Source organism: Thalassobacillus cyri (genome assembly GCF_900107755.1).
In the GTDB taxonomy this organism is placed as follows: domain Bacteria; phylum Bacillota; class Bacilli; order Bacillales; family Halobacillaceae; genus Thalassobacillus; species Thalassobacillus cyri.
In genome coordinates this window covers 54,942-76,646 of sequence record NZ_FNQR01000014.1, presented here as the reverse complement: position 1 = coordinate 76,646, position 21,705 = coordinate 54,942, and the positions used below count along the sequence as shown (strand labels likewise).

At 37.4% G+C, this 21,705-nt stretch carries 24 protein-coding genes and 1 pseudogene; 21 read left to right on the top strand and 4 right to left on the bottom strand.

What is annotated here, in order from left to right; all coding sequences use genetic code 11:
* Nucleotides 1-290 precede the first annotated feature (290 nt).
* The 20 genes and pseudogenes from BLV00_RS22055 to BLV00_RS15510 all read left to right on the top strand — a co-directional run bounded on the left by BLV00_RS22055 (nucleotide 291) and on the right by BLV00_RS15510 (nucleotide 16,737).
* Nucleotides 291-446 carry a hypothetical protein gene (locus BLV00_RS22055; protein ID WP_176791618.1) on the top strand — a complete coding sequence of 52 codons (156 nt, stop codon included), beginning with the start codon at nucleotides 291-293 and terminating at the stop codon, nucleotides 444-446.
* Between the two features lie 392 nt (nucleotides 447-838).
* Nucleotides 839-1,102, top strand: a complete 264-nt coding sequence (locus BLV00_RS15600) for a hypothetical protein (protein ID WP_093045899.1) — start codon at nucleotides 839-841, stop codon at nucleotides 1,100-1,102.
* A gap of 101 nt (nucleotides 1,103-1,203) precedes the next feature.
* Entirely contained in the window at nucleotides 1,204-1,863 is a 660-nt protein-coding gene (locus BLV00_RS15595) for a TDT family transporter (RefSeq protein WP_143030737.1), read from the top strand.
* Nucleotides 1,864-2,183: 320 nt separating this feature from the next.
* Nucleotides 2,184-2,327: a DUF3953 domain-containing protein gene (locus BLV00_RS22775; RefSeq protein ID WP_425441697.1), complete on the top strand. Its 144-nt coding sequence runs from the start codon at nucleotides 2,184-2,186 to the stop codon at nucleotides 2,325-2,327.
* Between the two features lie 440 nt (nucleotides 2,328-2,767).
* Nucleotides 2,768-3,319: a thiol-disulfide oxidoreductase ResA gene (gene resA / locus BLV00_RS15585; protein WP_093045896.1), complete on the top strand. Its 552-nt coding sequence runs from the start codon at nucleotides 2,768-2,770 to the stop codon at nucleotides 3,317-3,319.
* Entirely contained in the window at nucleotides 3,312-4,022 is a 711-nt protein-coding gene (locus BLV00_RS15580) for a cytochrome c biogenesis CcdA family protein (RefSeq protein ID WP_093045895.1), read from the top strand. The genes resA and BLV00_RS15580 overlap by 8 nt, the downstream gene beginning before the upstream one ends.
* A 167-nt stretch (nucleotides 4,023-4,189) precedes the next feature.
* Nucleotides 4,190-4,918, top strand: a complete 729-nt coding sequence (locus BLV00_RS15575) for an urease accessory protein UreH domain-containing protein (RefSeq protein WP_093045894.1) — start codon at nucleotides 4,190-4,192, stop codon at nucleotides 4,916-4,918.
* A gap of 68 nt (nucleotides 4,919-4,986) precedes the next feature.
* A complete protein-coding gene (locus tag BLV00_RS15570) occupies nucleotides 4,987-6,159 on the top strand; it encodes a F510_1955 family glycosylhydrolase (protein WP_093045893.1) in 1,173 nt (390 codons plus the stop codon).
* A 100-nt stretch (nucleotides 6,160-6,259) separates the two neighbouring features.
* Nucleotides 6,260-6,967 carry a response regulator transcription factor gene (locus BLV00_RS15565; RefSeq protein WP_093045892.1) on the top strand — a complete coding sequence of 236 codons (708 nt, stop codon included), beginning with the start codon at nucleotides 6,260-6,262 and terminating at the stop codon, nucleotides 6,965-6,967.
* Nucleotides 6,960-8,336: a sensor histidine kinase gene (locus BLV00_RS15560; RefSeq protein ID WP_093045891.1), complete on the top strand. Its 1,377-nt coding sequence runs from the start codon at nucleotides 6,960-6,962 to the stop codon at nucleotides 8,334-8,336. Before BLV00_RS15565 ends, BLV00_RS15560 begins: the two co-directional genes overlap by 8 nt.
* 9 nt (nucleotides 8,337-8,345) lie before the next feature.
* The gene (locus BLV00_RS15555) at nucleotides 8,346-8,555 is read left to right on the top strand and encodes a hypothetical protein (RefSeq protein ID WP_093045890.1); all 210 of its coding nucleotides are present in this window, start codon (nucleotides 8,346-8,348) and stop codon (nucleotides 8,553-8,555) included.
* Between the two features lie 45 nt (nucleotides 8,556-8,600).
* Entirely contained in the window at nucleotides 8,601-8,813 is a 213-nt protein-coding gene (locus BLV00_RS15550; RefSeq protein ID WP_093045889.1) for an SHOCT domain-containing protein, read from the top strand.
* Nucleotides 8,814-8,889: 76 nt separating this feature from the next.
* Nucleotides 8,890-9,120: a hypothetical protein gene (locus BLV00_RS15545; RefSeq protein ID WP_093045888.1), complete on the top strand. Its 231-nt coding sequence runs from the start codon at nucleotides 8,890-8,892 to the stop codon at nucleotides 9,118-9,120.
* Nucleotides 9,121-9,229: 109 nt separating this feature from the next.
* A complete protein-coding gene (locus BLV00_RS15540; RefSeq protein WP_342722888.1) occupies nucleotides 9,230-9,793 on the top strand; it encodes a class I SAM-dependent methyltransferase in 564 nt (187 codons plus the stop codon).
* 205 nt (nucleotides 9,794-9,998) lie between these two features.
* On the top strand, nucleotides 9,999-11,912 hold the full coding sequence (locus BLV00_RS15535) for a copper resistance CopC/CopD family protein (RefSeq protein WP_176791615.1): 1,914 nt from the start codon (nucleotides 9,999-10,001) through the stop codon (nucleotides 11,910-11,912).
* Between the two features lie 447 nt (nucleotides 11,913-12,359).
* The gene (locus BLV00_RS15530) at nucleotides 12,360-12,719 is read left to right on the top strand and encodes a VOC family protein (protein WP_093045886.1); all 360 of its coding nucleotides are present in this window, start codon (nucleotides 12,360-12,362) and stop codon (nucleotides 12,717-12,719) included.
* A gap of 484 nt (nucleotides 12,720-13,203) precedes the next feature.
* The gene (locus tag BLV00_RS15525) at nucleotides 13,204-13,563 is read left to right on the top strand and encodes a hypothetical protein (RefSeq protein WP_093045885.1); all 360 of its coding nucleotides are present in this window, start codon (nucleotides 13,204-13,206) and stop codon (nucleotides 13,561-13,563) included.
* Between the two features lie 496 nt (nucleotides 13,564-14,059).
* Nucleotides 14,060-14,536 (top strand): DinB family protein, encoded by a 477-nt coding sequence (locus BLV00_RS15520; RefSeq protein WP_093045884.1) that lies wholly within the window; start codon nucleotides 14,060-14,062, stop codon nucleotides 14,534-14,536.
* Nucleotides 14,537-14,922: 386 nt separating this feature from the next.
* Nucleotides 14,923-15,432, top strand: coding sequence for an HAD-IIIA family hydrolase (locus BLV00_RS15515; protein WP_093045883.1), 510 nt, complete (start codon nucleotides 14,923-14,925; stop codon nucleotides 15,430-15,432).
* Between the two features lie 336 nt (nucleotides 15,433-15,768).
* Nucleotides 15,769-16,737: pseudogene (locus BLV00_RS15510) on the top strand (DNA/RNA non-specific endonuclease).
* A 269-nt stretch (nucleotides 16,738-17,006) separates the two neighbouring features.
* On the opposite strand, the gene BLV00_RS15505 reads toward BLV00_RS15510, so the two are convergent.
* From BLV00_RS15505 to bla, 4 genes are all read right to left on the bottom strand, one after another.
* Nucleotides 17,007-17,429 (bottom strand): VOC family protein, encoded by a 423-nt coding sequence (locus BLV00_RS15505; RefSeq protein ID WP_093045882.1) that lies wholly within the window; start codon nucleotides 17,427-17,429, stop codon nucleotides 17,007-17,009.
* A 69-nt stretch (nucleotides 17,430-17,498) separates the two neighbouring features.
* Nucleotides 17,499-17,882 (bottom strand): penicillinase repressor BlaI, encoded by a 384-nt coding sequence (blaI, locus tag BLV00_RS15500; protein ID WP_093045881.1) that lies wholly within the window; start codon nucleotides 17,880-17,882, stop codon nucleotides 17,499-17,501.
* A 41-nt stretch (nucleotides 17,883-17,923) separates the two neighbouring features.
* Nucleotides 17,924-19,690 (bottom strand): BlaR1 family beta-lactam sensor/signal transducer, encoded by a 1,767-nt coding sequence (locus tag BLV00_RS15495; RefSeq protein WP_093045880.1) that lies wholly within the window; start codon nucleotides 19,688-19,690, stop codon nucleotides 17,924-17,926.
* Nucleotides 19,691-19,790: 100 nt separating this feature from the next.
* On the bottom strand, nucleotides 19,791-20,720 hold the full coding sequence (gene bla / locus BLV00_RS15490; RefSeq protein ID WP_093045879.1) for a class A beta-lactamase: 930 nt from the start codon (nucleotides 20,718-20,720) through the stop codon (nucleotides 19,791-19,793).
* A 361-nt stretch (nucleotides 20,721-21,081) separates the two neighbouring features.
* Between bla and BLV00_RS15485 the strand changes: the two genes are divergently transcribed.
* Nucleotides 21,082-21,270: a hypothetical protein gene (locus BLV00_RS15485; protein WP_093045878.1), complete on the top strand. Its 189-nt coding sequence runs from the start codon at nucleotides 21,082-21,084 to the stop codon at nucleotides 21,268-21,270.
* Nucleotides 21,271-21,705: the final 435 nt, after the last annotated feature.

Sequence of the window (21,705 nt, the reverse complement as noted above, 5' to 3'; positions counted from 1 at the left end):
TAGCTAAACATTTACCTTCTATGTGGATGTGGCCCCTTATATTAAGGAAGAATTAGCTCTTTGCCTCTTGGGCGCTACAGATGCCGTTTCCAAAAGGCTTCAGGGCATTTAAAATTGAGATGCACTTACACACCATAGTTTAGTGAAGCCAAGTCTTCTGTTAAAGGGGGCGATTGCTTAAAAGAGTGCTCGCCCTTATTACATAAGCATACGAGTTTTTAGGAATTTAGATTGTATAACTGACGGAGCAGTAATGTGAATTAACGGCATAGATTCTTAGGAGGAAAAGTATGGAAAAGAAAAATGGGAATGGTAACTATGTATTGAGGCATATAGAACATGGAAGAGATGAATCACTTAGTATGTTTCTGCCTTTAACGGAAGAGTCAAATATGATGATTGTTACTAATTCGGAGAATAAAAGAGATAAATGGGAATCTATTTGAACAAGAATTCACACCTTATGAAGCTTCCGTAGCGTGGCTTGATTATCCTCGACCGAGTGAAGACGGCAATGAATTCCGTAATTATAAATTCTTCGATGAAAATGGAAACCTGATTAAACGTAATTAGGTATTCGACTAACGACTGGCTAAAGTAAAAGACGCTTAAGAGAATATCTCGAAATCAAGTCTTCTGTTAAAGGGGGCGATTGTTCAATATGAGCAATCGCTTTATAGCTAACGCGCAGAATAGTTGAAGACTCCGTGTCGAAATAATTATGGTTCTGAGTATGTTATAAAAGTTTTGAGCCCCCTCGTACCCGATTCTTTAAATTAATGTAAGAAAATCGTACAATGAACAGGTGGTTTGTGAGTTAGAAGAGGTGAAAAGAACGATGAATGTTTATAAAAGGAAAATATTAAACCCAGCCTCGGGTGCGATTGTCATGGCATTAGGTGTTTTTTTACAGGGTGCGATGAGCCATTTTCTAAATCAAACAGCTGGTAGATGGTTCGTTTTTGTTTATCTGCTTCTTTCTATTGCCATATATTCGAAATTATTCCGGCAGGTCTTCCAAAAAGGTTTTCTTACCTCTCTACTTAAAAACCCAGTCAATTCGTTCGTTCTCGTTCGTGGATTGCTGGTTTTTCTATGTTGAGTATTGTATTGGAGAGGTATCTTCCTTTGCTTCATTTAATGGTGGCTGCTTTAGCGGTTATCAATTCATTGCTCTGGATAATGTTTCTTTATATATGTTTTATGAATTTTAAACAATTGTGGAATTGTCCAGTATTCCATGCCATCCATGGTGTTGTTCTTTTATCAGCTGTAGCAACACAATCAGTGGTCATCTTATGGAATGAAGTGTTTCCTTCCTTACCTGATATCTTCAGCCTATCTGCATTTGCCCTTGGGCTCCTTTTTTATATGAGTGGCCTCATTCTTATTTTTAAACGATATGCTGAAACAGAGTGGTCCTTAATGGAAGATTGGACGAATACCAATTGCATTATCCATGGTGCTCTTTCGATTACAGGGCTTGCCATTGTTTCGACAAAAATGTTTCAAGAAGAGATTCTTCTTTATTATTGGATGCTTGTTCTGGTAATTTTTTGTCTAGTGGAAGGTTTGGAGATCGTTCGTGCTATCAAGCGTGTCCGGCAAAAAGGTTGGAGAGAAGGCATCTTCTCCTACAATGTTAGCCAATGGTCACGAAATTTCACGTTTGGGATGTTTTATGCTTTTACAATGGTAATGCATAAAAACACTTATCACAAAAACAATTTCTATGAGTTCCATGAGCTATTTTTGTCACTATGGGCATGGGTGGTTTTGATAGCTCTTGTCATCGAAATTGGTTTATGGGCTGAGGAGAAAGTAATAAAGAAAAAGACCATGGCCAAACAAGGCATATATTAGTGCTTAGACTGTCTTTTGGGAAGCATTTTTAAAAAATCTAAAGTGTTAGACTAGGAAAGTTTTAAATTAAAAGTGTGTTTTTTTATCTAAATAAATCTTAATATCGAGCTTTTAAAATTTGATGGCCAGTGCTAAAGCCCAGACTTTTCCGTCAGATTATCTTGATTTCGAGTCTTCAACAAACGGGGGCAAGTCCTTAATAATGATTTAAATGGGGTGAAGGTTTGCTGAAAATTACTAGGGTTATTCTAGCTATTCTAGTCCTGTCTCTATCCAGTTACGGCTTAATAACTGAAAATTCATCTATTTTACTTCCATATATGAGTATGTTTTTAGGATCTCTTATGTTAGTGATGGGACTTGAAGAATTCAAGAAAATACGCAATTCCTTATTAGGTTATTTGCTAGTTGGCATTGCACTATTGTGTATTTATACAGCTGTAGAAGCTTTTTTATTTGCTTAGTCTGTATGAGTAAATATAAAGTACATAGAAAAATAGTAAGTGTTAACTTCAGAAAAACTTGATATCAAGGTTCCCGTATAAGAGGGCGATCATAAAAGAAGAAGTGCCGTTTCCTTTGCTTATGGACGGACATTGCTAATTTCCTCCGTTTAGTGATAGTTCTGGTAGAGTTATAACTTCACATCAATAAATGAGAATAAGTGATTACTATCCGGGTTTAAAACAATTCAATAGCCTATCAATGAAGAAGACGGTTGAAGAATCGTCTTTTTCCTATGTGAAATTATTTTAAAACAATTAAGATTCCAAGATAATTTATTGGACACATAAAATCCACATAATTTCTTGTTATCATAGCATGTGCTGTTATTTTCCGTTCTGAATTATTAGTCTCACTTTAAAGCATATTTCATCAATACAGCAGAAAGAGAGGGCAAGTAGTGAATAAACAAAAGAAACGATTCATTATGCGGTCTACCATCCTGGGACTGTTTGTTTTTATAATTGGATTTATTATTTATCAGAACGTCATGAAGGATTCTGATGTTGTTAATGCAGGCGATCAGGCACCTGACTTTCGGTTAGAAACTTTGTCTGGTGATACTGTTCAACTCAGTGATTATCGCGGGCAAGGGGTGTTTCTGAATGTGTGGGCTACCTATTGTAAACCCTGTGAAGAAGAAATGCCCTACATAGAAAGTCAATATCAAAAATTCAAAGACAAAGGTGTTGAAGTGCTGGCAGTGGATGTCGGGGAACCGAAGCTTACTGTACAAGCATTTGTTGAGCGAAAGGGAATGACTTTCCCCGTGTTATTAGATAAGGATTCTCAATTACTGGATGCTTACGGAATCAGTCCGATCCCAGTCACTTTTTTGATTGATGAAAATGGAAAAGTGGTTAATCGGAATACCGCAGGCATGACGGAAGAAGAAATCCGAGGCTATATGAAACAGATCCAGCCAAAGGATTGGAATGGTCCAAATGGCTGATATCAATATTTTTCTGGCGTTCGGAGCAGGTTTCTTATCGTTCATCTCTCCCTGCTGCCTGCCCCTCTACCCAGCTTTTCTCTCGTATATTACAGGGATATCCGTCGATGAATTCAAGCAAAAGAATGTTATGATGCAAAAAGCTCCGTTGATGCATACATTATTTTTCTTACTTGGATTTTCGATAATATTCATTGCCATCGGGTTTTCCACATCCTGGATTGGGAATTGGTTCATGCGTTATGATGACTTGATTCGGCAGCTTGGAGCCGTCTTGATTATTGTGCTGGGACTGATTACTTTAGGTATTTTCAAGCCTGATTTTTTAATGAAGGATTACAAGGTGACGTTAAAACACCGTCCCCAAGGTTATATTGGATCCAGTGCGGTAGGAATGGCATTTGCTGCAGGCTGGACGCCTTGTACGGGACCGATTCTGGCAGCCGTCATAGCACTTGGGGTGTCTGCCCCTGACCAGGCGGTAGTCTATATGATCGCTTATGTATTAGGTTTTTCTATCCCATTTTTTACGATGGCATTTTTTATCGGACGTATGAAATGGATCAAGCGGCATAACCGGAGAATTGTGAAAATAGGTGGCTATACCATGATATTTATGGGAATTTTTCTGTTATTCGGATGGATGACCCGTCTTACTTCTTTCATTACGAATCAATTTTTTGGCGGATGGACTGGTTTTTAAAAATGACTAGATAATGAGCTCAAAGGAGTTCTTTCCTTTGAGCTTTTTTCATTCAAGATGGTATATCGATAAAAACATCCGTATTCTTTAATTCCTCACAATTTATACATACAAATAATATAAAATGAAAAGGCATTTCAGTTTTTGGTATTAGTAGGAGGAATGATATGTATCAAGTATTTAGTGATATCAGTAATTTTCTAAGCAGTCCTTTTGTAAGTTTGGCAAATCAATGGACAGGGTTTCCCCTTTTTTCTGCTTTTATACTTGGTCTGGTAGGTGCTCTGGCCCCTTGTCAGTTTACAGGAAACCTCGGAGCTATCACCATATATGGAACCCGTTCGTTGCAACAGAAAATTCCATGGAAGCATATATTTCTGTTTACCCTAGGGAAGGTGGCGGTCTTCTCAATCCTCGGCTTAATTGTATGGATGCTCGGTAATGAGTTTCAAGCAAATCTAACCTTGTTCATACCATACATGAGAAAAGCAATCGGTCCCTTGCTTATTTTTATCGGAATGTTTATGGTTGGTTTTTTTAAGATGCGGTGGACAATTAAGATAGGGAAGGTACCGGAACGTTACTTGAAAGATAGTAAATTCGGCAGCTTTTTAATGGGGGTTAGTTTCACTTTAGCTTTTTGTCCAACTATGTTCATTTTATTTTTTATAACATTAATGCCACTTGTTTTATCTACATCATACGGGGCGATATTACCACCGATCTTCGGTTTGGCGACCTCTATACCATTATTTATTGCTATATTTTTGATCTGGTATTTCCAATTAGGTGGAAAGTTGATGAAAAGAGGTCGAAAGTTTGGACAAGTCGTTCAGCAAGTTGCCGGTTGGTTGCTGATCCTACTTGGAATTCTCGATACGTTAACATATTGGTAATAGAGAATATCCATTTACTCATACAACACGCGGTTAGGTACTATAAATTTCACAGGAGCGTAAAAATCATGAAAAAATTAATTTTTTTATCAGCTATAAATTTTATTTTGTTTATTATTCCGATTAATGTACTTGCACATGGCACAGAAACACATGAGAATGAAGAAGTGGTTAACTATTGGAACTATGGTTTCATTGCTTCTCTCTTAGTATTGGTGACTTTTCTTGGATTAGTTATATGGATGAAGCGAAAAATGAATAATCTTGATGTGAAAAATAAAGAAAATCGCAAGAAACACCATGCCGTTTCAAAAAGGCGTGCAACATATAAATGGATTTCCGTGCTAGTTTCCGTATCAACTCTTTTCTTTTTAATGATGATCAATATTAATGGTGGGGAAAAAGAAGTCACCTTCAAGCATATTCATGGGCTTGGATATACGAGCGATGGGAAAGAACTGTTTGTACCGGCACATGATGGATTACGGGTCTACAAAGATGGCTTATGGACCGTTCCTGAGGAAGGGAAAAAGCATGACTACATGGGCTTCTCCATGGTAAAGGAAGGGTTTTATAGTAGCGGCCATCCTGCGCCTAATTCTGACTTAGCTAACCCACTGGGTATTGTGAAGACTAAAGACCTAGGAAAAACCCTGGAGAAGCTTGACTTATATGGCGAGGTAGACTTCCATGGAATGACAGTGGGATATGAAACACAAGAGATTTATGTGTTTAATCCATCGGAAAATTCGCGCATGGACCAACCGGGGTTCTATTATTCATCTGATGACACAAAAACCTGGAATAAAAGCTTGTTACAAGGCTTAGAAGGGCAAGCTACCTCTCTCGCAGCTCATCCAACAAAAGAAGGAGTCGTTGCTATAGGGACCAATCAAGGCGCTTTCCTGTCGGATGATCATGGTAATCATTTTGAAAAACTCCCGAGATTAGTTAAAATTTCAGCTATTTCATTTGATCACCAGAATAATCTGCTGGTAGCCACACAGGCCGACGGTGTGAAGCTATTTCGAATCGAACTACCTGATAGGGAAGTATCTGAATTAGATATTCCCACATTGGATGGTGATTCGATAGCTTATGTGAAACAAAATCCGGAAAACAAGGATGAACTTGTTTTTGCTACCAATACAAAGGATATCTACTTTTCCCATGATGGTGGGGATACATGGAACCAAAGCGTTGATAAGGGGATAGCAAAGCAACAACATAAAAACAACTGACTCGGACAGTTTAAGATAAGTTATTATAAGTAGTAAAATTGATAAAAATATAAATAAGAAGGCTTTTTGAAAAACACGCAATCAAAAAAGAGGGTTGTCTATGAATGATAAGATCTTAGTAGTGGATGATGAATGGAACATGAGAAACTTAATCAAGATTTATTTGTCTAAGGAAAAATTTCATGTTGATGAAGCTAGAGATGGAAATGAAGCAGTATCAATGGTTCAACAAAACACCTATGATTTACTAATACTAGATATCATGATGCCTGGTATGGATGGCTGGGAAGTTTGCTCTGAGCTTCGTAAGATCAGCCAGATACCTATTCTTATGTTAACCGCTCGTAACGAAATAAACGATCGCGTCCACGGCTTAAATCTGGGTGCGGATGATTATTTGATTAAACCATTTGCCCCAGAAGAACTGGTCGCACGTGTAAAGGCGTTACTGCGGAGACATATAGGTAAAGAGAAGGCTGATGAAACAACACTATTACTGAAGGATTTGACCATTGATTATGAAAGCAGGGTAGTAATCTGCAGAGGTGTCCCAGTGGAAATGACTCCAAAAGAGTTTGAGATTATCCATTCATTAGCAAGCCAGCCTAAAAGGGTTTTTACCCGGGAAATGTTATTAGATACAATATGGGGCATGAATGAATACAGAGATTTGAGAGCGATTGACACGCACGTTAAGAATATAAGAGAGAAGCTTGGAAAAACGGGGTTATCTTATATCCCCATCAAAACCGTCTGGGGAGTCGGGTATAAGTTCAATACTCCAGGAGATCAACCTCAGCATGAATAAGATTGTTCTAAAACTTGGCGGAACGATTATGGCCTTGTTTTTAGTCGTTTTGCTGCCCCTAGGGTATGTAGCCAACCAAATATTCACTAACTTTTATTATAATCAAGTTCAGGAAGAAATAAGTGATTTATCTCAAAAGTATGCTCTTACCCTTCCTTCTCTGAACAATGATATGAGTGTTCAGATGTTTCAGACATTGGCTGAGCTGACCAATAAGGAAATTTATATTGTAGATGCTGAAGGAAAGGTTGTGACAGACTCTGGTCTCCAATTGACAAACCTGTCCCGGGAAGATATACAACTTTTATCTGAGGGACAATCTGTTCAAAAAACATTTCATAATGCAGAAGCAAATAATAATTACCTTGGGTCTGGTCATCCTATTGTCCAATCGGATGGTTTTCAAGGAGCCTTTTTTGTTCTGGCACCTATAAATGATATTCAGGAACCGGTCGAGAAAATAAGGGATCTACTAATACTGTCTGCTGTCGGTGCGTTATTCTTAGCATTAGGTTTTACATTCTTACTGTCAAAGACAATATCCGGACCGCTTCTGGAAATAGAACAAGCGACCAGGGATATCGCAAAGGGAAACTTAGATATACGTGTAGACATACCTTCAAACGATGAAATAGGATCATTAGGAAAAGCAATTAACGACCTTGCCATTGAAATCAATCGATACCGTTCGAATCGGAGCGAGTTTTTTGCCAATGTGTCACATGAATTACGGACACCTATCACATACATGAAAGGTTATGCGCAAGTGTTAAAACAGAATCTTTACCAAACAGAAGAGGAACGACTTCACTATCTAACGATTATTGAAAGTGAAACCGAAAGAATGGTCGGTTTGATTAATGACCTATTTGATTTATCCAAAATGGAGGAAGGCAAATTTGACCTTCACATGACTACGCTCCACCTTACCGATGTACTGGAAAGTGCTTTTTTTAAAGTCAAAATGGAATTCGAGCAAAAGGGGATCCTATTGAACAGTTACTTTGAGGAAAATGTGCCCGCTATTGAGGCTGACGGAGACCGTCTAGAACAAATTTTCATAAATTTGTTGGGCAATGCAGCTCGTTATACTGAAAGAGGGGCGGTTAATGTTCAAGTATGGCATGAGGATAACCAAGTGAACGTAGTTATTGAGGACACGGGAATAGGAATTCCGGAAGAAGAGCTTTCTTTTGTTTTTGACCGTTTTCATCGCGTTGAAAAATCCCGTTCCAGAGAACTTGGCGGCACAGGGTTAGGATTAGCCATAGTTAAACATTTGGTTGATTTACAAAATGGGTCTATTTCCGTGAGTAGCCAAGTAGGTAAAGGTACGAGGTTTCAGCTAAGTTTCCCTCAAGCTGAGTGAGGAGGCAATATGAAAAAGATAGAATGGTTCATTATCCTGTTGCTGATTGGAACTGGCTTAATGTGTCTAACGCTTTCCGCAACAACCATGTGGGCTGCAGAATCATCAGGAGAAGCTTATTTAAAAACGTTTTTGCAGCTTTGTTTATGGATGGGCATACCACTTGTAATTGTAGGTTTTGTCTATTTCGTTTTGTTGAAAAAGAGGAAAGACAAATAAGCAATCAAAACACAAGGTAAATAAGAACGGAGGTTTTGTGCTGTGATGTCCATGATGGGTGGGAGTATGGTAATAAACATGATTCTCTGGATTGTGATTTTAGGATTCTTGATATACGGGGTAGTACTTTTGATATTAAAACCTTTTGAAAAGAGAGAGGATTCAACCATGGAAATTTTAAAAGAAAGGCTTGCCAGAGGGGAGATTGATTATCAAGAATTTGAAGAAAAAAAGAAGGTTTTAAAAAGTAATAATTAAACTTTCTATCTTCACAAATTCAACAAATTTATAGGGGATACTTAAAGTATCCCAGTTAGTAGAAAGGAGCTTAAACATGAAAATCAGAAAAGTACCTTTTGCTTTATCATTTGCTTTAGCCACTCTATTAGTAGTAGGAACTACCACCTTTGCCCAAGAACCAGATAATAACGGAATGGGGAATATGATGAGTGGGAATGGAATGATGAACATGATGGAAGCAATGAATTCAGCGGAAGGGCAGAAGATGATGAATGCCTGTGGCGATTTCATGGAGGCATATGGGGAGACGACTGAAAATAAGTAACTTTTGCTTTAATGATAAGGCCTCCATTTGAGGCCTTATTTTCATGGGGAGTGACTTTGGAGGTGAGAAAACATTGGGAAGATGGTTTCCAAAGCTTTATAATATCGTAATGAAGCCACTTGACTTAACTAAATTAAGGAAAATCCGAAAAATGCTTTCAGAACAGGCAGGAGGAAGAGTACTGGAGGTGGGGTCAGGTACAGGAATGAACTTTCCTTATTATAAATACGCTGCAAAAGTAGATGCAATCGAGCCAAATCCATGGATGAATAAACAGGCACAGAGACAGGTGAAATCCTCTCAAGTTCCGATTCACATCCATTTGGCCAAAGCGGAAAAACTTCCTTTTGCCGATAACACATTTGATACCGTAGTAGCCACGCTTGTTTTTTGCAGCATTTCAGATCCATTAAAGGCTTTCCGTGAAATTAAACGAGTTAGCAAGCCCGGAGCCAGCATTTTACTCTTGGAGCATGTTAAAGTGAACCACCCGGTCATTGGTAAGGCACAAGAAGCCTTAACCCCATTTTGGAAAAGTGTTTGTGATGGCTGTCATTTAAATAGAGATACAGTAAGGCTATTAAAGCTAACCGATTTATCTGTGTTGAAAGTTCATTCTTATTTTAAAGGACTATTTTTATACATAGTTTGTTTAAATGAAGAGAGAGATTAAATGGTTTGATGGTAAAACCTTACAGACTAGACTTATACTAAGTTATCAAAGGCGATTTCCTTCCTCTTTTAGACAGGATTACAGGAGGAAAAGCTTATGAATTACTTCAATTATGCTTTGTTTTTTGCTTGCAACTATCAGATAAAATATGTCTTTTTCTAGATTAGTTATGAAAAAGAAGAGGAAAGGGAGCATTTTATTTTACATGAATAGACCTAATTCTTTAAAAATACACGGGTTATTTTCGTGTTTTATAATATTCTTTTTTTTGCTATTTACTTATACTTTATCCGCTGATGCACATTCTTCTTTAAAGAAAACTTTTCCAAAAGGGGGAGAGGTTTTAGAACAAGCACCGAAAACTGTTGAAGTTTGGTTTGAGGATCCAGTAGTCACTCATAACAATTCTATAAGAATAATGGATAGTAAAGGCAAGCAAGTACCCGTAAGCTCTCTAGACTCTGCTGGCGCTGGACACGTCATCACCAATTTAAATGAAGAGTTAGAATCCGGAACATATATGGTCCAAATAAATGTAATTGCTCAGGATGGGTATGTTATTGAAGAAGATTTCAGGTTCACTGTTGAAGAAGCAACAAAGTCGGAGTATAAGGAGATAAAATTACTCAAATCAAATGTTTCTGACGGGGAAATCTATGAGGAGTCACCGGAACAATTGGAACTGTGGTTTAATCAAGTAGTGGAACTGACAGCTATAGGTATCTTTAATGACAACCACCAGCCTGTTCAATTAAAAGAAGCACAGATTGACTCCAGTAACCCAAGGCATATTATTATCCCGCTTGCTGAAAAACTTTCCTCTGGAACTTATCAAATAACCTGGAATGCTTCGCTGCGTAATCAAGACACAAGTTCCTTTCTAAGGAGTAATATGGGAGTCTATTACTTTGCTGTTAAAGAGTTTTCATCGATGGCTATTAATAATGGTAATAATGTTGAATGGAATATCTCTAGTTTATCTTTTGGGCTAAATCAGATTGCTTACTGGTTTACATTCATTGGTTTAACCGCTTTATTCGGAATAACGTGGTTTCAAACAATTATTTTAAAGAAGCGAGTAGAACAGCAAATACTAAATAAAATAAATTTAACCTTTTACTTGTTCAGTGTCCTGGGACTTATACTACTAATTATTCATCATAAACTAGATTTTACGGAATTATCGATAAAAGAATTCATATCAATAAAGTTTTCCTGGGTTCCGATGGTCCAATTAACTCTTATTACAATCGGTTTCTGGATTAAAAACATGCGCCTCTTCTTTTTTGGTTCGGCTCTATTATTATGGCCATTTATTATCGGGCACGCTTCCTATCCCAGTTATGGCGGATACATAACAATTGTTGCCGCTTCCATACATGTCTTAGCTGTTGGCATTTGGGTGGGTGGATTATGGGCTTTGGTTGCTAAACCTAAACACCTGGATTCCAAGGAGTGGTTTAGAACAGCAGGTCCTTGTTTTTCGAAATGGGCTTTGATCAGTATTGTATTGATTGGTTTTTCTGGAATTTGGATGACTATTCAGTTCCTGCCTTCATTTTCTATTGAAAGCTTAATAGAAAGTAAATGGGGTATGTCCTTAGTTGCTAAAAATCTGTTATTTTTATTGTTAATTTATTTAGGATATCTTCAAAGAAAAAAAGTGAAAAATTTCAGCATCAAAGTAGCCGGTTCTTTTTTAAAACGAGCTAGAACAGAAGTGATTTATGGGGTGATTCTACTCTTTTTTGCTGCAACTTTGGTAGCTGCCAACCCTAGTGCTGCCGAACAAGGAGTTTATAAAGAAAACACAAAACAATCAGATTTAGATGTGAATGTAGAAATTACTCCTTTAGAAATGGGCTTAAATACAATTACTTTAGATTTTGAAAAGGCTCCTGAAATTCACCAAGTAAAAGTAGAGATGACTATGCCGCCATTATGGAGTATAGAAAATAAAGCCTTTAAAATTAATCATGACACGTACAAAATGACTGGAAATCTACTTCATGCTGCGGGAACTACTCATATGAATGTGAAGATCATGCTGGAGAGTGGGAAAAAAATAGAAATCCCTTACAAGATTGTAGTACCTGGGGAAGTAAGGTTTAATGAGTAACAATATGGGGTGTGTTTTTAAAAGTAACCCATATAGTCATCACTAGTTTCTCGGATAAAACGTTTGAATTTTTTGCACTGAATCGTTCATGGAAGGGAATAGGAATGAATATTTAGGTCATATCATCCAATATTTAAAGGCTAAAAGATATTCAGCTAAATAAATACAAGTACCATACGAGTTTAAAACAGGGGATAATTCTATGATAAAGATTTATAAAAATCATTATCTGCGAGGGCAACGTACAATGTTGTCCTCTTAATTTTAATCCAAGCCCTTATGCCATTAAGTGAATATGTCCTTGGAAATATCTCGATTTCAAGTCTTCAACAAAAGGGGGCGATTGTTCAATAGAGCACTCGCCCTTTATTACAAAACCACAAGGAACATATTTAGCTATTTAATCTTGTTGAAGAATCTAAAGTTATATTGAGGAGGAATACAGATATGAAAACAAGACTCTTGCATGTCCGTGCAAATGTGAAGGATTTAAAAAGGTCAGTACAATGGTATGAAGAAGTCCTAGGTTTTACTGTTGCAGCAACATGGCCACCAGAAAATCCTAATTACGTACATTTTGAGCATGAAGGGGGAGCGATGTTTGCTTTAATGGAGCATGAAAATTATCCAACCCCAGGTCGTTTTAATTTTTATGTCGATAATGTAGATAGTCTATGGGATAAATTAAAGAACAAAGCCGAAGTGTTAGAGGAATTGTTTTCTACTCCATATGGAAGTAGAAAGTTCACTATTCTTGATATAGATGGCAATGAATTGGGATTTGTACAAGATAATATTCCAGATTAGAATCTTTTTATATTCAATTAACTCGGGCCTTAGTTAGTCATCTGGTCAAAAATATCTCGATATCAAGTATTCCGGTATATGGGGCGCTTATCCAATAAATGAGGCCCTGTTGCTATAGGGATGTTTATATTGTGGTAATAGGTGAGTATCACATAACATAATTTAAGTTAATGAGGGTATATATAAAATAAAGGGTGTCCCCTGAGACGAATTGGAGAGTTCGATCTGGCTCAGGACGTGATTAATTTGGTGTCGAACGGTAGTGTGGCTTGATTGTCTTGCCACCTCGTTTATGTTTTGGAACATAAACTTTCTTTTTTCCGCTGTTTGTTTTAGCCATTTTATCACCTCCTGATCCCTCTAACTCAGGGGACAGGTATATTATACCATATATTTTTGCAAAATTTTACATAAAAGTTTAGTGTTTTGCAGGAGTCTCTCTTATCTGTTTAGAAGTTAATTAGGCAGATAGGAGGTGGGATGAATGCGGAAGATGACGACAATTACAATTTTTATTCAAGAGATCTCATATTTAGTTGATCATGGAGCATCTTATACAGTGGATGAAATCAACCAACATATAGAAAAGAGAGATTTAGTTGATTGGTTAGAAAAAGAACTTCCTTTTGGAAGTGAGTTAAGTTTAGATTTCAGCCTGTTTAAAGAAGAACATAGAAGATACCTTCATGATGAGTATGATAGTATCTTAGGGGGATATCAGGGACAAGAAAGACGTAAATGGGGAATTGAAAACAATGGCTTAAACTTACTTATATCTTGGGGTACAGAGATTATACGTGATATTCATGGTAGAGATAACATGGATGAATGGATTGAAAAGTAATTTATACTAGGAAAGGCACTAGTCATTAAATTGGGTGGTGCCTTTTATCATTATAAACTTGTTTAAATTAGAAGGATTTCCAGTTTTAGTATAGAAATATTAGCTAAGTTCATCATGCTCTTTTTAGGTATTCAATTAGGTCAATTACTTAGAGTATTGGATTCCCTTTTGATAAGGATAGCAGAGCATACTATGCCATATTAGACCACATGATTGAGTATGCATTGAATAAAGCTGAATATCCCTACATAGAACAATTATCCAATCCATCTATTGATTAGTAGATGGCTCACTGAGAAAACATTGTTTCCCAATGACTTAAAAAGAATATAAACCTCTATTACCTTGATACTGAGTCTTCTGCTAAAGGGGGCGATAGCTGCACAGTGGCTATCGCTTATTTTGCTAACGGAGCAGGTTTCTTCAAAAAAGAGGGATTTTAGTTAAAAAAGCTAATTCTTAATTGACATAAACAATTATATATGGAGTGTTTACATTGATAAAATTCTTTGAATATAACTGGCAAGTAAGAGACGAATGGTTTGAATGGTGTAATCAACTTTCAAATGAAGAGTTGATAAAGGAACGAACTGGAGGAGTAGGAAGTATTTTATATACCCTGTTTCACATTATTGATGTTGAATATAGTTGGCTTCGTGGTATTCAAGACAAAGAAGACGTAGTAGTTGAATTTTCTGATTATGCTACGTTAGAGAAGGTTAAATCTCTTTCAGATAGCTTCCAAAATGAAATAGCTGAATTTCTAAAAAAAAGTTTAGATGGATTTAAAGATAATGTTGTGAGTGTCCCTTGGGATGAAGATAAATATACTGTTGAGGAGATATTACATCATATAATTGCTCATGAGATTCACCATATGGGTCAACTCTGTGTTTGGTCAAGAGAATTAGAACTCAACCCCGTACCTGCTAATTTTATTGGAAGAAAGTTTAAATCCATTCGTTCTTATTAAACTAAAGGGCGCGTAAATTAAAGATCTACTAAGAAGATATCTCGGAATCAAGTCTTCCACAAAAGGGGGCAATTCTTTAACAAGGATTGCCCGATTTCATATTTGATACAAATTCTGAAAGAAAGGAGAAATGATAAATGGAGTGCCAGTTTTGCGGTAATAAAACAAACGAGAATGATCCTTATCCTACGGTTTGTGAAAGTTGCTATGATGAAATAAATCTTGAAAATCCTTCTGGAGAATGGATAAATTACGAGTAATCTTTTATCGGAATACGTAGATATTATGTAGTAGTTTATTCAAGAATAGGTGAGCTTAAATAAAAATAGATTGAGTTAAAACAAATAATTTGAAATAATTGGTAATAATCAGGTGAGAAAGGGATAATGAAAAAAATTGAAGCAATTTTTATAGACCGAGATGGAACCATTGGTGGTGACGATACTGTCCACTATCCAGGGGAATTTGATCTTTTTCCTTACACATCTACTGAGATCAATAGATTAAAAAGAGATGGAATAAGGATTTTTTCTTTTACAAATCAGCCGGGAATCTCTAGGGGGTTAGCTAAAGAGAAAGACTTTGAAGAGGAGCTACTAGCGTTTGGGTTTGATGATGTTTATATGTGTCCTCATGATTATAATGAAGGGTGCTCATGTAGGAAACCCAATACGGGGATGCTAATTGAAGCTCAGAAAGATTACGAGTTATGTCTTGAGAACGGTGCGAAGATAGGGGATCGTTGGAGTGATATGGTTGCTGCATCAAGAGTCGGAAGCATAAATATCTTAGTTAGGACCGGAGCTGGTGAATCATCTCTTTCTGAACATTACGATAAACTACAGGATGTAAAAATAGATTACATAGCAAATAATCTTCTGGATGCAATAGATTGATTGTATGAAGATAAGGGTTTTTTTGCAATATATGACGCAATAAGTAAAGTTAACAAAAATATCGTTGAGCAGACCGAGGAATTAAAAAAGATACGTGAAGGATTAATGGAGAACAGTAAAAAGTAGGCTTTTACTATGGAAGTAACGAGGCGTTAGTTGAAGATCTGCTTCAATATCTCGAAATTAAGTCTTCCGTTATAGGGGGAAATTCATGAACAATGGTGTGTTCCTTTTTTAATATGTGGATGAAAGTATTGAACTAACGGGCAGGTTAGTTTAATTAGAGATTTAAAAAATATAGGTACAGAGAGCAAAATCTAAATAGGAGTGTCCAAAATGAAAAAGAAAATGAACTATTTAACCTTACTTTTAATGACCATCTTTATTGTTTGATGTACCAACAACGTAGAAGATGCATCCATTACAGATGAAAAAACAGATCTGCAAGCAGAAACCACAGTTGATACAAATAAGAATAGTGAAACAGATGGAGAAGCAGATTCACAAGCAGAAACCACTACGTTTGTTGATGAACCAGCAGTAGAGGAAACGCCAACCGAAACGAATGATGAACGGTTTTTGGGATACGAACTAATAGAGGTAGATGGTGGTGACTTAAGTGGAGATCGAGAATCAAGTGTTGTAGTAGATATAGGATTTGGTGACAGGGAGTACTGGGCATTCACTAATGAGTACGGTCAATTAGTAAGAGTCGTTGCTGACGAAATTATTCTACAAGATGATAAAACGGAACCAGTCCTATCAAGTGGCAGATACTTCTCTGACGAGGCTAAAGTTCCTGGTGTCCAAAGTGATGTATTAGATGAGGGTCACGTTATTGCTGACTCTTTGGGTGGGGTACCCAACGCCTATAATATTACACCTCAAGAAAGTACCCTTAACCGACATGGTGACCAAGCGTACATGGAGGATGCGATACGTAAGACAGGTGGCGCAACTAATTTTGAAGCAGTCATCTCTTACTCAGATACGGACACACAAATACCTTCAAAGTATCAATATTCATACACGATAAACGGTAACGAGGTTGTAGATACTTTCGATAATGTAAATCCCGATGAAGTTAATGAGTCGTTAGGTTTAACAGGTGATAACGAACCTTCTAGTTCAGATGACTATATTTCTGATGAAAAAGGTGATATTTCTAGCGTTGATACAAATGGTAATGGGCAAGTAACAATTAAAGAAGCGAAAGACGCGGGTTTCAGTATGCCGATAAGAGACGATCATTGGTTATACCCTTATATGCGAGATAATGATGGAGATGGGACGGTTGGAGAGTAAGACTCTAGGACTTTGAGACAAAATAAATGAACGCTTCTTTGGACGATTTATACCAATTTTCAAATGAGTGTTTTTGCAGGAACAATTGAAATGAATGGATTATACCATCTTAACTTGTATGGTGAAAATATAATTACTTTTACTAAAGGGTAGTTTTATTTAAGATCTGCTTCAAGTTATCTTGGAGTCAAGCCTTCTGTAAAAGGGAGCAATTGCAGATAGGATTATTCGAACTAAATCAGGCTGGAGTATCCCAGCCTGGTTGGAAGTTATTCTACGTCATCCCATTCAGGGTTCCATACAACTTCCCACAGATGACCATCTGGATCTTGGAAGTGACCGGAGTATCCCCCCCAGAATGTATCATGTGCAGGATCAGTGATGTAAGCACCTGCCCTTTTAGCTTTATTCATAACATCATCTACCTCAGCCTTGTTATTTACATTATGTCCAAGAGTAAACTCTGTAGGGCTTGGACTGCCGGCATTCACTTTAGCCTCATGTGCAATATCTTTACGGTTCCATATAGCAAGTTTCAAACCAGGCTGCAAATCAAAAAATGCTACCGCGCCGTGGTCGAACTCTTCCCCAACAATACCATCAGTGGGGAATCCTAAACAATCCCGGTAAAAATGTAAGGATTTTTCGATGTTTTCTACTCCAATAGTAATTACAGAAACTCTAGGCCTCATTTAAAAATCACCTCTTGGTTAAAATGATGTAATTTTAGCACAATGCTGCTTTTAAAGAGTAAAGCCAATTTATTTTTTATTCTGCTTTTTATCCAGGATGGCCCTCAGTTCTTCAACATCGTCTTCGGAAAGGTCTTCATCCTGAATGAATTGAACAAGCATTGCCTTTAAGGTGCCGTCATAGACTCGTCTTACAAAGGATTTTGTTTTCTCACGTTGGCATTCGTCCCGGGAGTAAAGCGGATAAAATGTATAAACTCTCTGATTTTTATGGACGCCGACGACTTCTTTTTTAGTAAGCCGATCCAAAAGTGTCCGTACGGTTTTCGGATTCCAATGCGTTTTTGCCGGCAATGAGGAAATGATATCCCTTGCTGTTTGCGGTCCTTTTTCCCAAAGCACCTTTAGGACTACCCATTCCGATTCTGTAATCGTGGGTATTTTATTCGTCATGTGAATCACTGCCTTTATCTTTTAATAGATGCCTTTATCTTTTAATAGATGCCTTTATTGTGCAAAATGGATTTCGTAATGTCAGCAGCTATACTGCCGCTGGCATGATTGTCATTTTCGATATTCGTTGCAAAGAAATAGGTGTTGTTATCTGTTTCTACAAACCCAATGAACCAGCCATTTACATTTTTCCAGTTAACCGTTCCTGTTCCGGTTTTGCCATAAAGAGTTGAACTATTTTTGGTCTCCAGTTTGATGGCATTTTTTACGAATTGGATATTCTTTTCATCAAATCCAAATTGATTTGTATAAAACTTTTTGAGTGTCTGCACTTGTTCGATCGGTGAAATTTTCAAGGAAGATTCCAGCCAGTACTCTTCGATACCACCTGACAGATTTTGATTACCGTACTCTATACTTTCCGTGTACGCTTCAATATTTTTCTTTTGTAGCATTTTGTCCATCTTCTGAAAATACCATGTTACAGAGTTTTCCATCGCTGTATGCAAGTTATGATTCTGGTTCCAGCTTTGATAAGGGTACGATTGCCCATTCCACTTCATGTAATTGTCCTTTCGTGTGATAACTTCGGACTCCAATGCAAATAATGCATTGTAAATTTTGTACGTGGAATTTGGCGAAACCCGTAATGTGCTTTTGTCTTTATTATAGATATTGTATTGCTTCTTCTGTACATCGTACAATACAAAGCTGCCTTCATATCCATGGAAATAGGCGCTTAAATCTTCATATACTGTTTGCCCATTGTCAAAATCAATGCGGTCATCATAAGGCATGGCAGAAACAATCGGTACTTGACTCACGACAAATCCGGCAAGAAGGATAAAAATCAGGATACTTTTTACTTTTACCAGCTTTGTTTCCGTTTCAAAGTATGCAATACGTTCCATTCGCTTTTTTATTTGTTTTTTTGAACTAGCGAGTTCGTTGATCGTTTCGAAATGCCTGGGAAGACGAGATTTATCCGCAAGCTTAATAATTGTGTTTCCGTATGCTGCACGCTGATGTTGATTCAATGTATGTAGAACAGCACTGTCACACGCAACTTCCCTGTCTAACCGCATCTCCCTGAACGCTATCCAGATTAATGGATTAAACCAGTATAAAATCTGGAATAGGACGATCAGGTAATTTATAGCAACGTCTTTGTTTTTATAATGGTGTAATTCATGTAGCAAGATATATTTTATTTCATCCTTAGACAGCCAAACTTCAGCATGATGCGGCAGGATAATGAAGGGTTTGAATATCCCGAACATCAGTGGGGATTTAATGTGTTGTGATTCCATCAAAACTAATGAATGCGATACATTCATCCTTTGTTTGCACTGTTCGAATATTGATAGAACTTCGGTTTTCGTTATAGCACTTGCAGACTTTTTTATTTGCCACAGTTTTATCCAGGCATGTATGACAAAAATAGTCACAACGAGCATGCCTGCTATCCATATTATGGTAAAAACGGGGTCGAGAAATGAAAAATCAAACCGATGAACGGATGTTGAAAAATCGCGCATCCAATTCCCATTAGTTAATTGAGGTTTTTCAGCTGTGGTGCCGGATTGTGCCGGATTACTATTTTGGATCCCAGCCCCTGTAAGCTTTCCCTCGAAGCTTAATAATTGCGTTGGAACGTAAGGAATTAGTAAAGCGACGAATAATAGGAACCAAAGATTGTATTTCCACTTGGAAGACAATTGGTTCTTAAAAACCTTTCGGATCAATATGATAACAATGACCATGATAGAAGATATGAACAAGCTAACAGCTAGATGGAGAGCGGACATCAATTCATCTCCTTAATCGCTATACTAAACCTCATTATTGTATTTGGCGTTTAGTATGAAGCACATGTTTATGTCACTTTGATATAAACTCATAGTTTTCTTATTTTAACGCATCCAGTGTGATTTCGGCAGCCCTTGCAACCAGGGAATCATCATATTCAGCATTCTTTGTATCGTACCGAGTCATAACTGCTATGACAATTGGTTCTCTGTTCGGCGGCCAAACAACGGCGATATCATTTCTTGTTCCATAGCTGCCAGCTCCGCTCTTATCATCAACCCTCCATCCCTGAGGGGCGCCGGCTCTAATCAATGAATCTCCTGTTTGATTCCCTTTCATCCAGTCGATAAGCAATTCACGCTTATCATCTGGAAGAAAGTCACCAAGGGCAACTTTCTCCAGGTTAGTGGCTATAACTCTCGGTGTGCTCGTATCACGTTTATTCCCCGGCGTGAATTCATTTAATTCGGTTTCGTATCGTTCGGGCATCGTAACGTCATCCCCCATGTCACGTAACGCCTGTTTGAATTGCTCCGGCCCTCCGATCGCCTCAAGTAGAAGGTTCCCAGCGGTGTTGTCGCTTGTTCGGATAGCCGCCTCACTGATTTCCAACATTGTCATTCCGGTATCCACATGTTTCTCGGTAACCGGAGAATAGGTAACCAAATCATCCTTGGTGTATGTAACGATCTTTTTCAGTTTTTCTATGTCGTTTTGCTTCAGCAAAATCGCTGCAGCCAACACTTTAAAGGTAGATGAATAGGCATAATGTTCATCGGGACAATATTCGACTGTTTGATCCGTACCCGTATCCATAGCATAGACACCTATTCGGGCATCAAACTCTCTTTCAAGCTGCGTAAATTCCTTATCTGTATTGATCGTTTTCTTTGTTTCGCTCTTCTGGTCGGAGGATGCGTTGGTTTGATCACCTGCAATTGTGCAGGCGGTAAGTATTGTGAGTAATAGTAATGTTATGGACAATGTAACCAAACGAATGCCAACTTTGTATGAATTTGTTTTTTTCATCTGAACACCTTCTTTTTTAGAGTGTTGTACTTAACCTTGTTTATTTTGATCACCAACTGATTTGATAATCTTGTATACCTCCTTTCTGTATTGACTACAACTGTAATACAATATTACAGTTGTAGTCAAATAGCGTCAAGGCAAATTTTAAATACAGTCTCGAATACAGGCTACTCCTGAAGTTGGATGTTCTCATAACGAGGAAGAACTCCGTGTATGTGATAATTTAGATAGCAGCAAAGGAATTAGAAAGCATTTAATCGAATGTATAGTTGGAACCATAGTTTTATTTAGTGAAGGGAGAGGACACCGTTGAATACTGGTGTGACATTTCTAGTAATATATAGGAGGAGGTGTGGTGATGAAGGGAGATGAAGAATTTAGAAATCAACTGACTTGTATAGTGAATGATTATGAGGCTGAAGTGCGTAGGGCTCAAAGAGAAGGTAACTTAACGGAAAATACAGCCAAAACTTACTTAGTACATACTTCAAACTTCGTTAAATGGTGCAATGGTAATTTTAAACCGGGAGGTAGAAATAAAGGGTAATTATACCAAGCAGTTCAGTGCTGAGCTTGAGATACAGGTATTAGAATTCTTTAATTTGGAGGAAATATCCAGGTAATTGGGGTAATTTGGATAGGCTTGCTTACCTTTAATTTAGTAGGTTCCAAACAAGCCAAATGCCCACCTATAAAAGGTAGGCATTTGGCTTGTTGAAATTGAGAGGGAGAAACATAGATAAACTGGTTTTATCTATGTATACTCAGCATTGTATCATAAGTGATAGGGTAAACCCTTTTTGTTATTTAACTGCAAACAAATCTTCATAAGGGATTTTCATTTTTAACAATCATCCGGTATTACTGACTGATACACAGACGTAATCGTGTGGTTTTATATTTTTGTTAGTTCAAAATACACATAACAGACACATTCGCATATAGGTATAAGGTCATTTTAAGGGTATTATAAGGGAGGAAC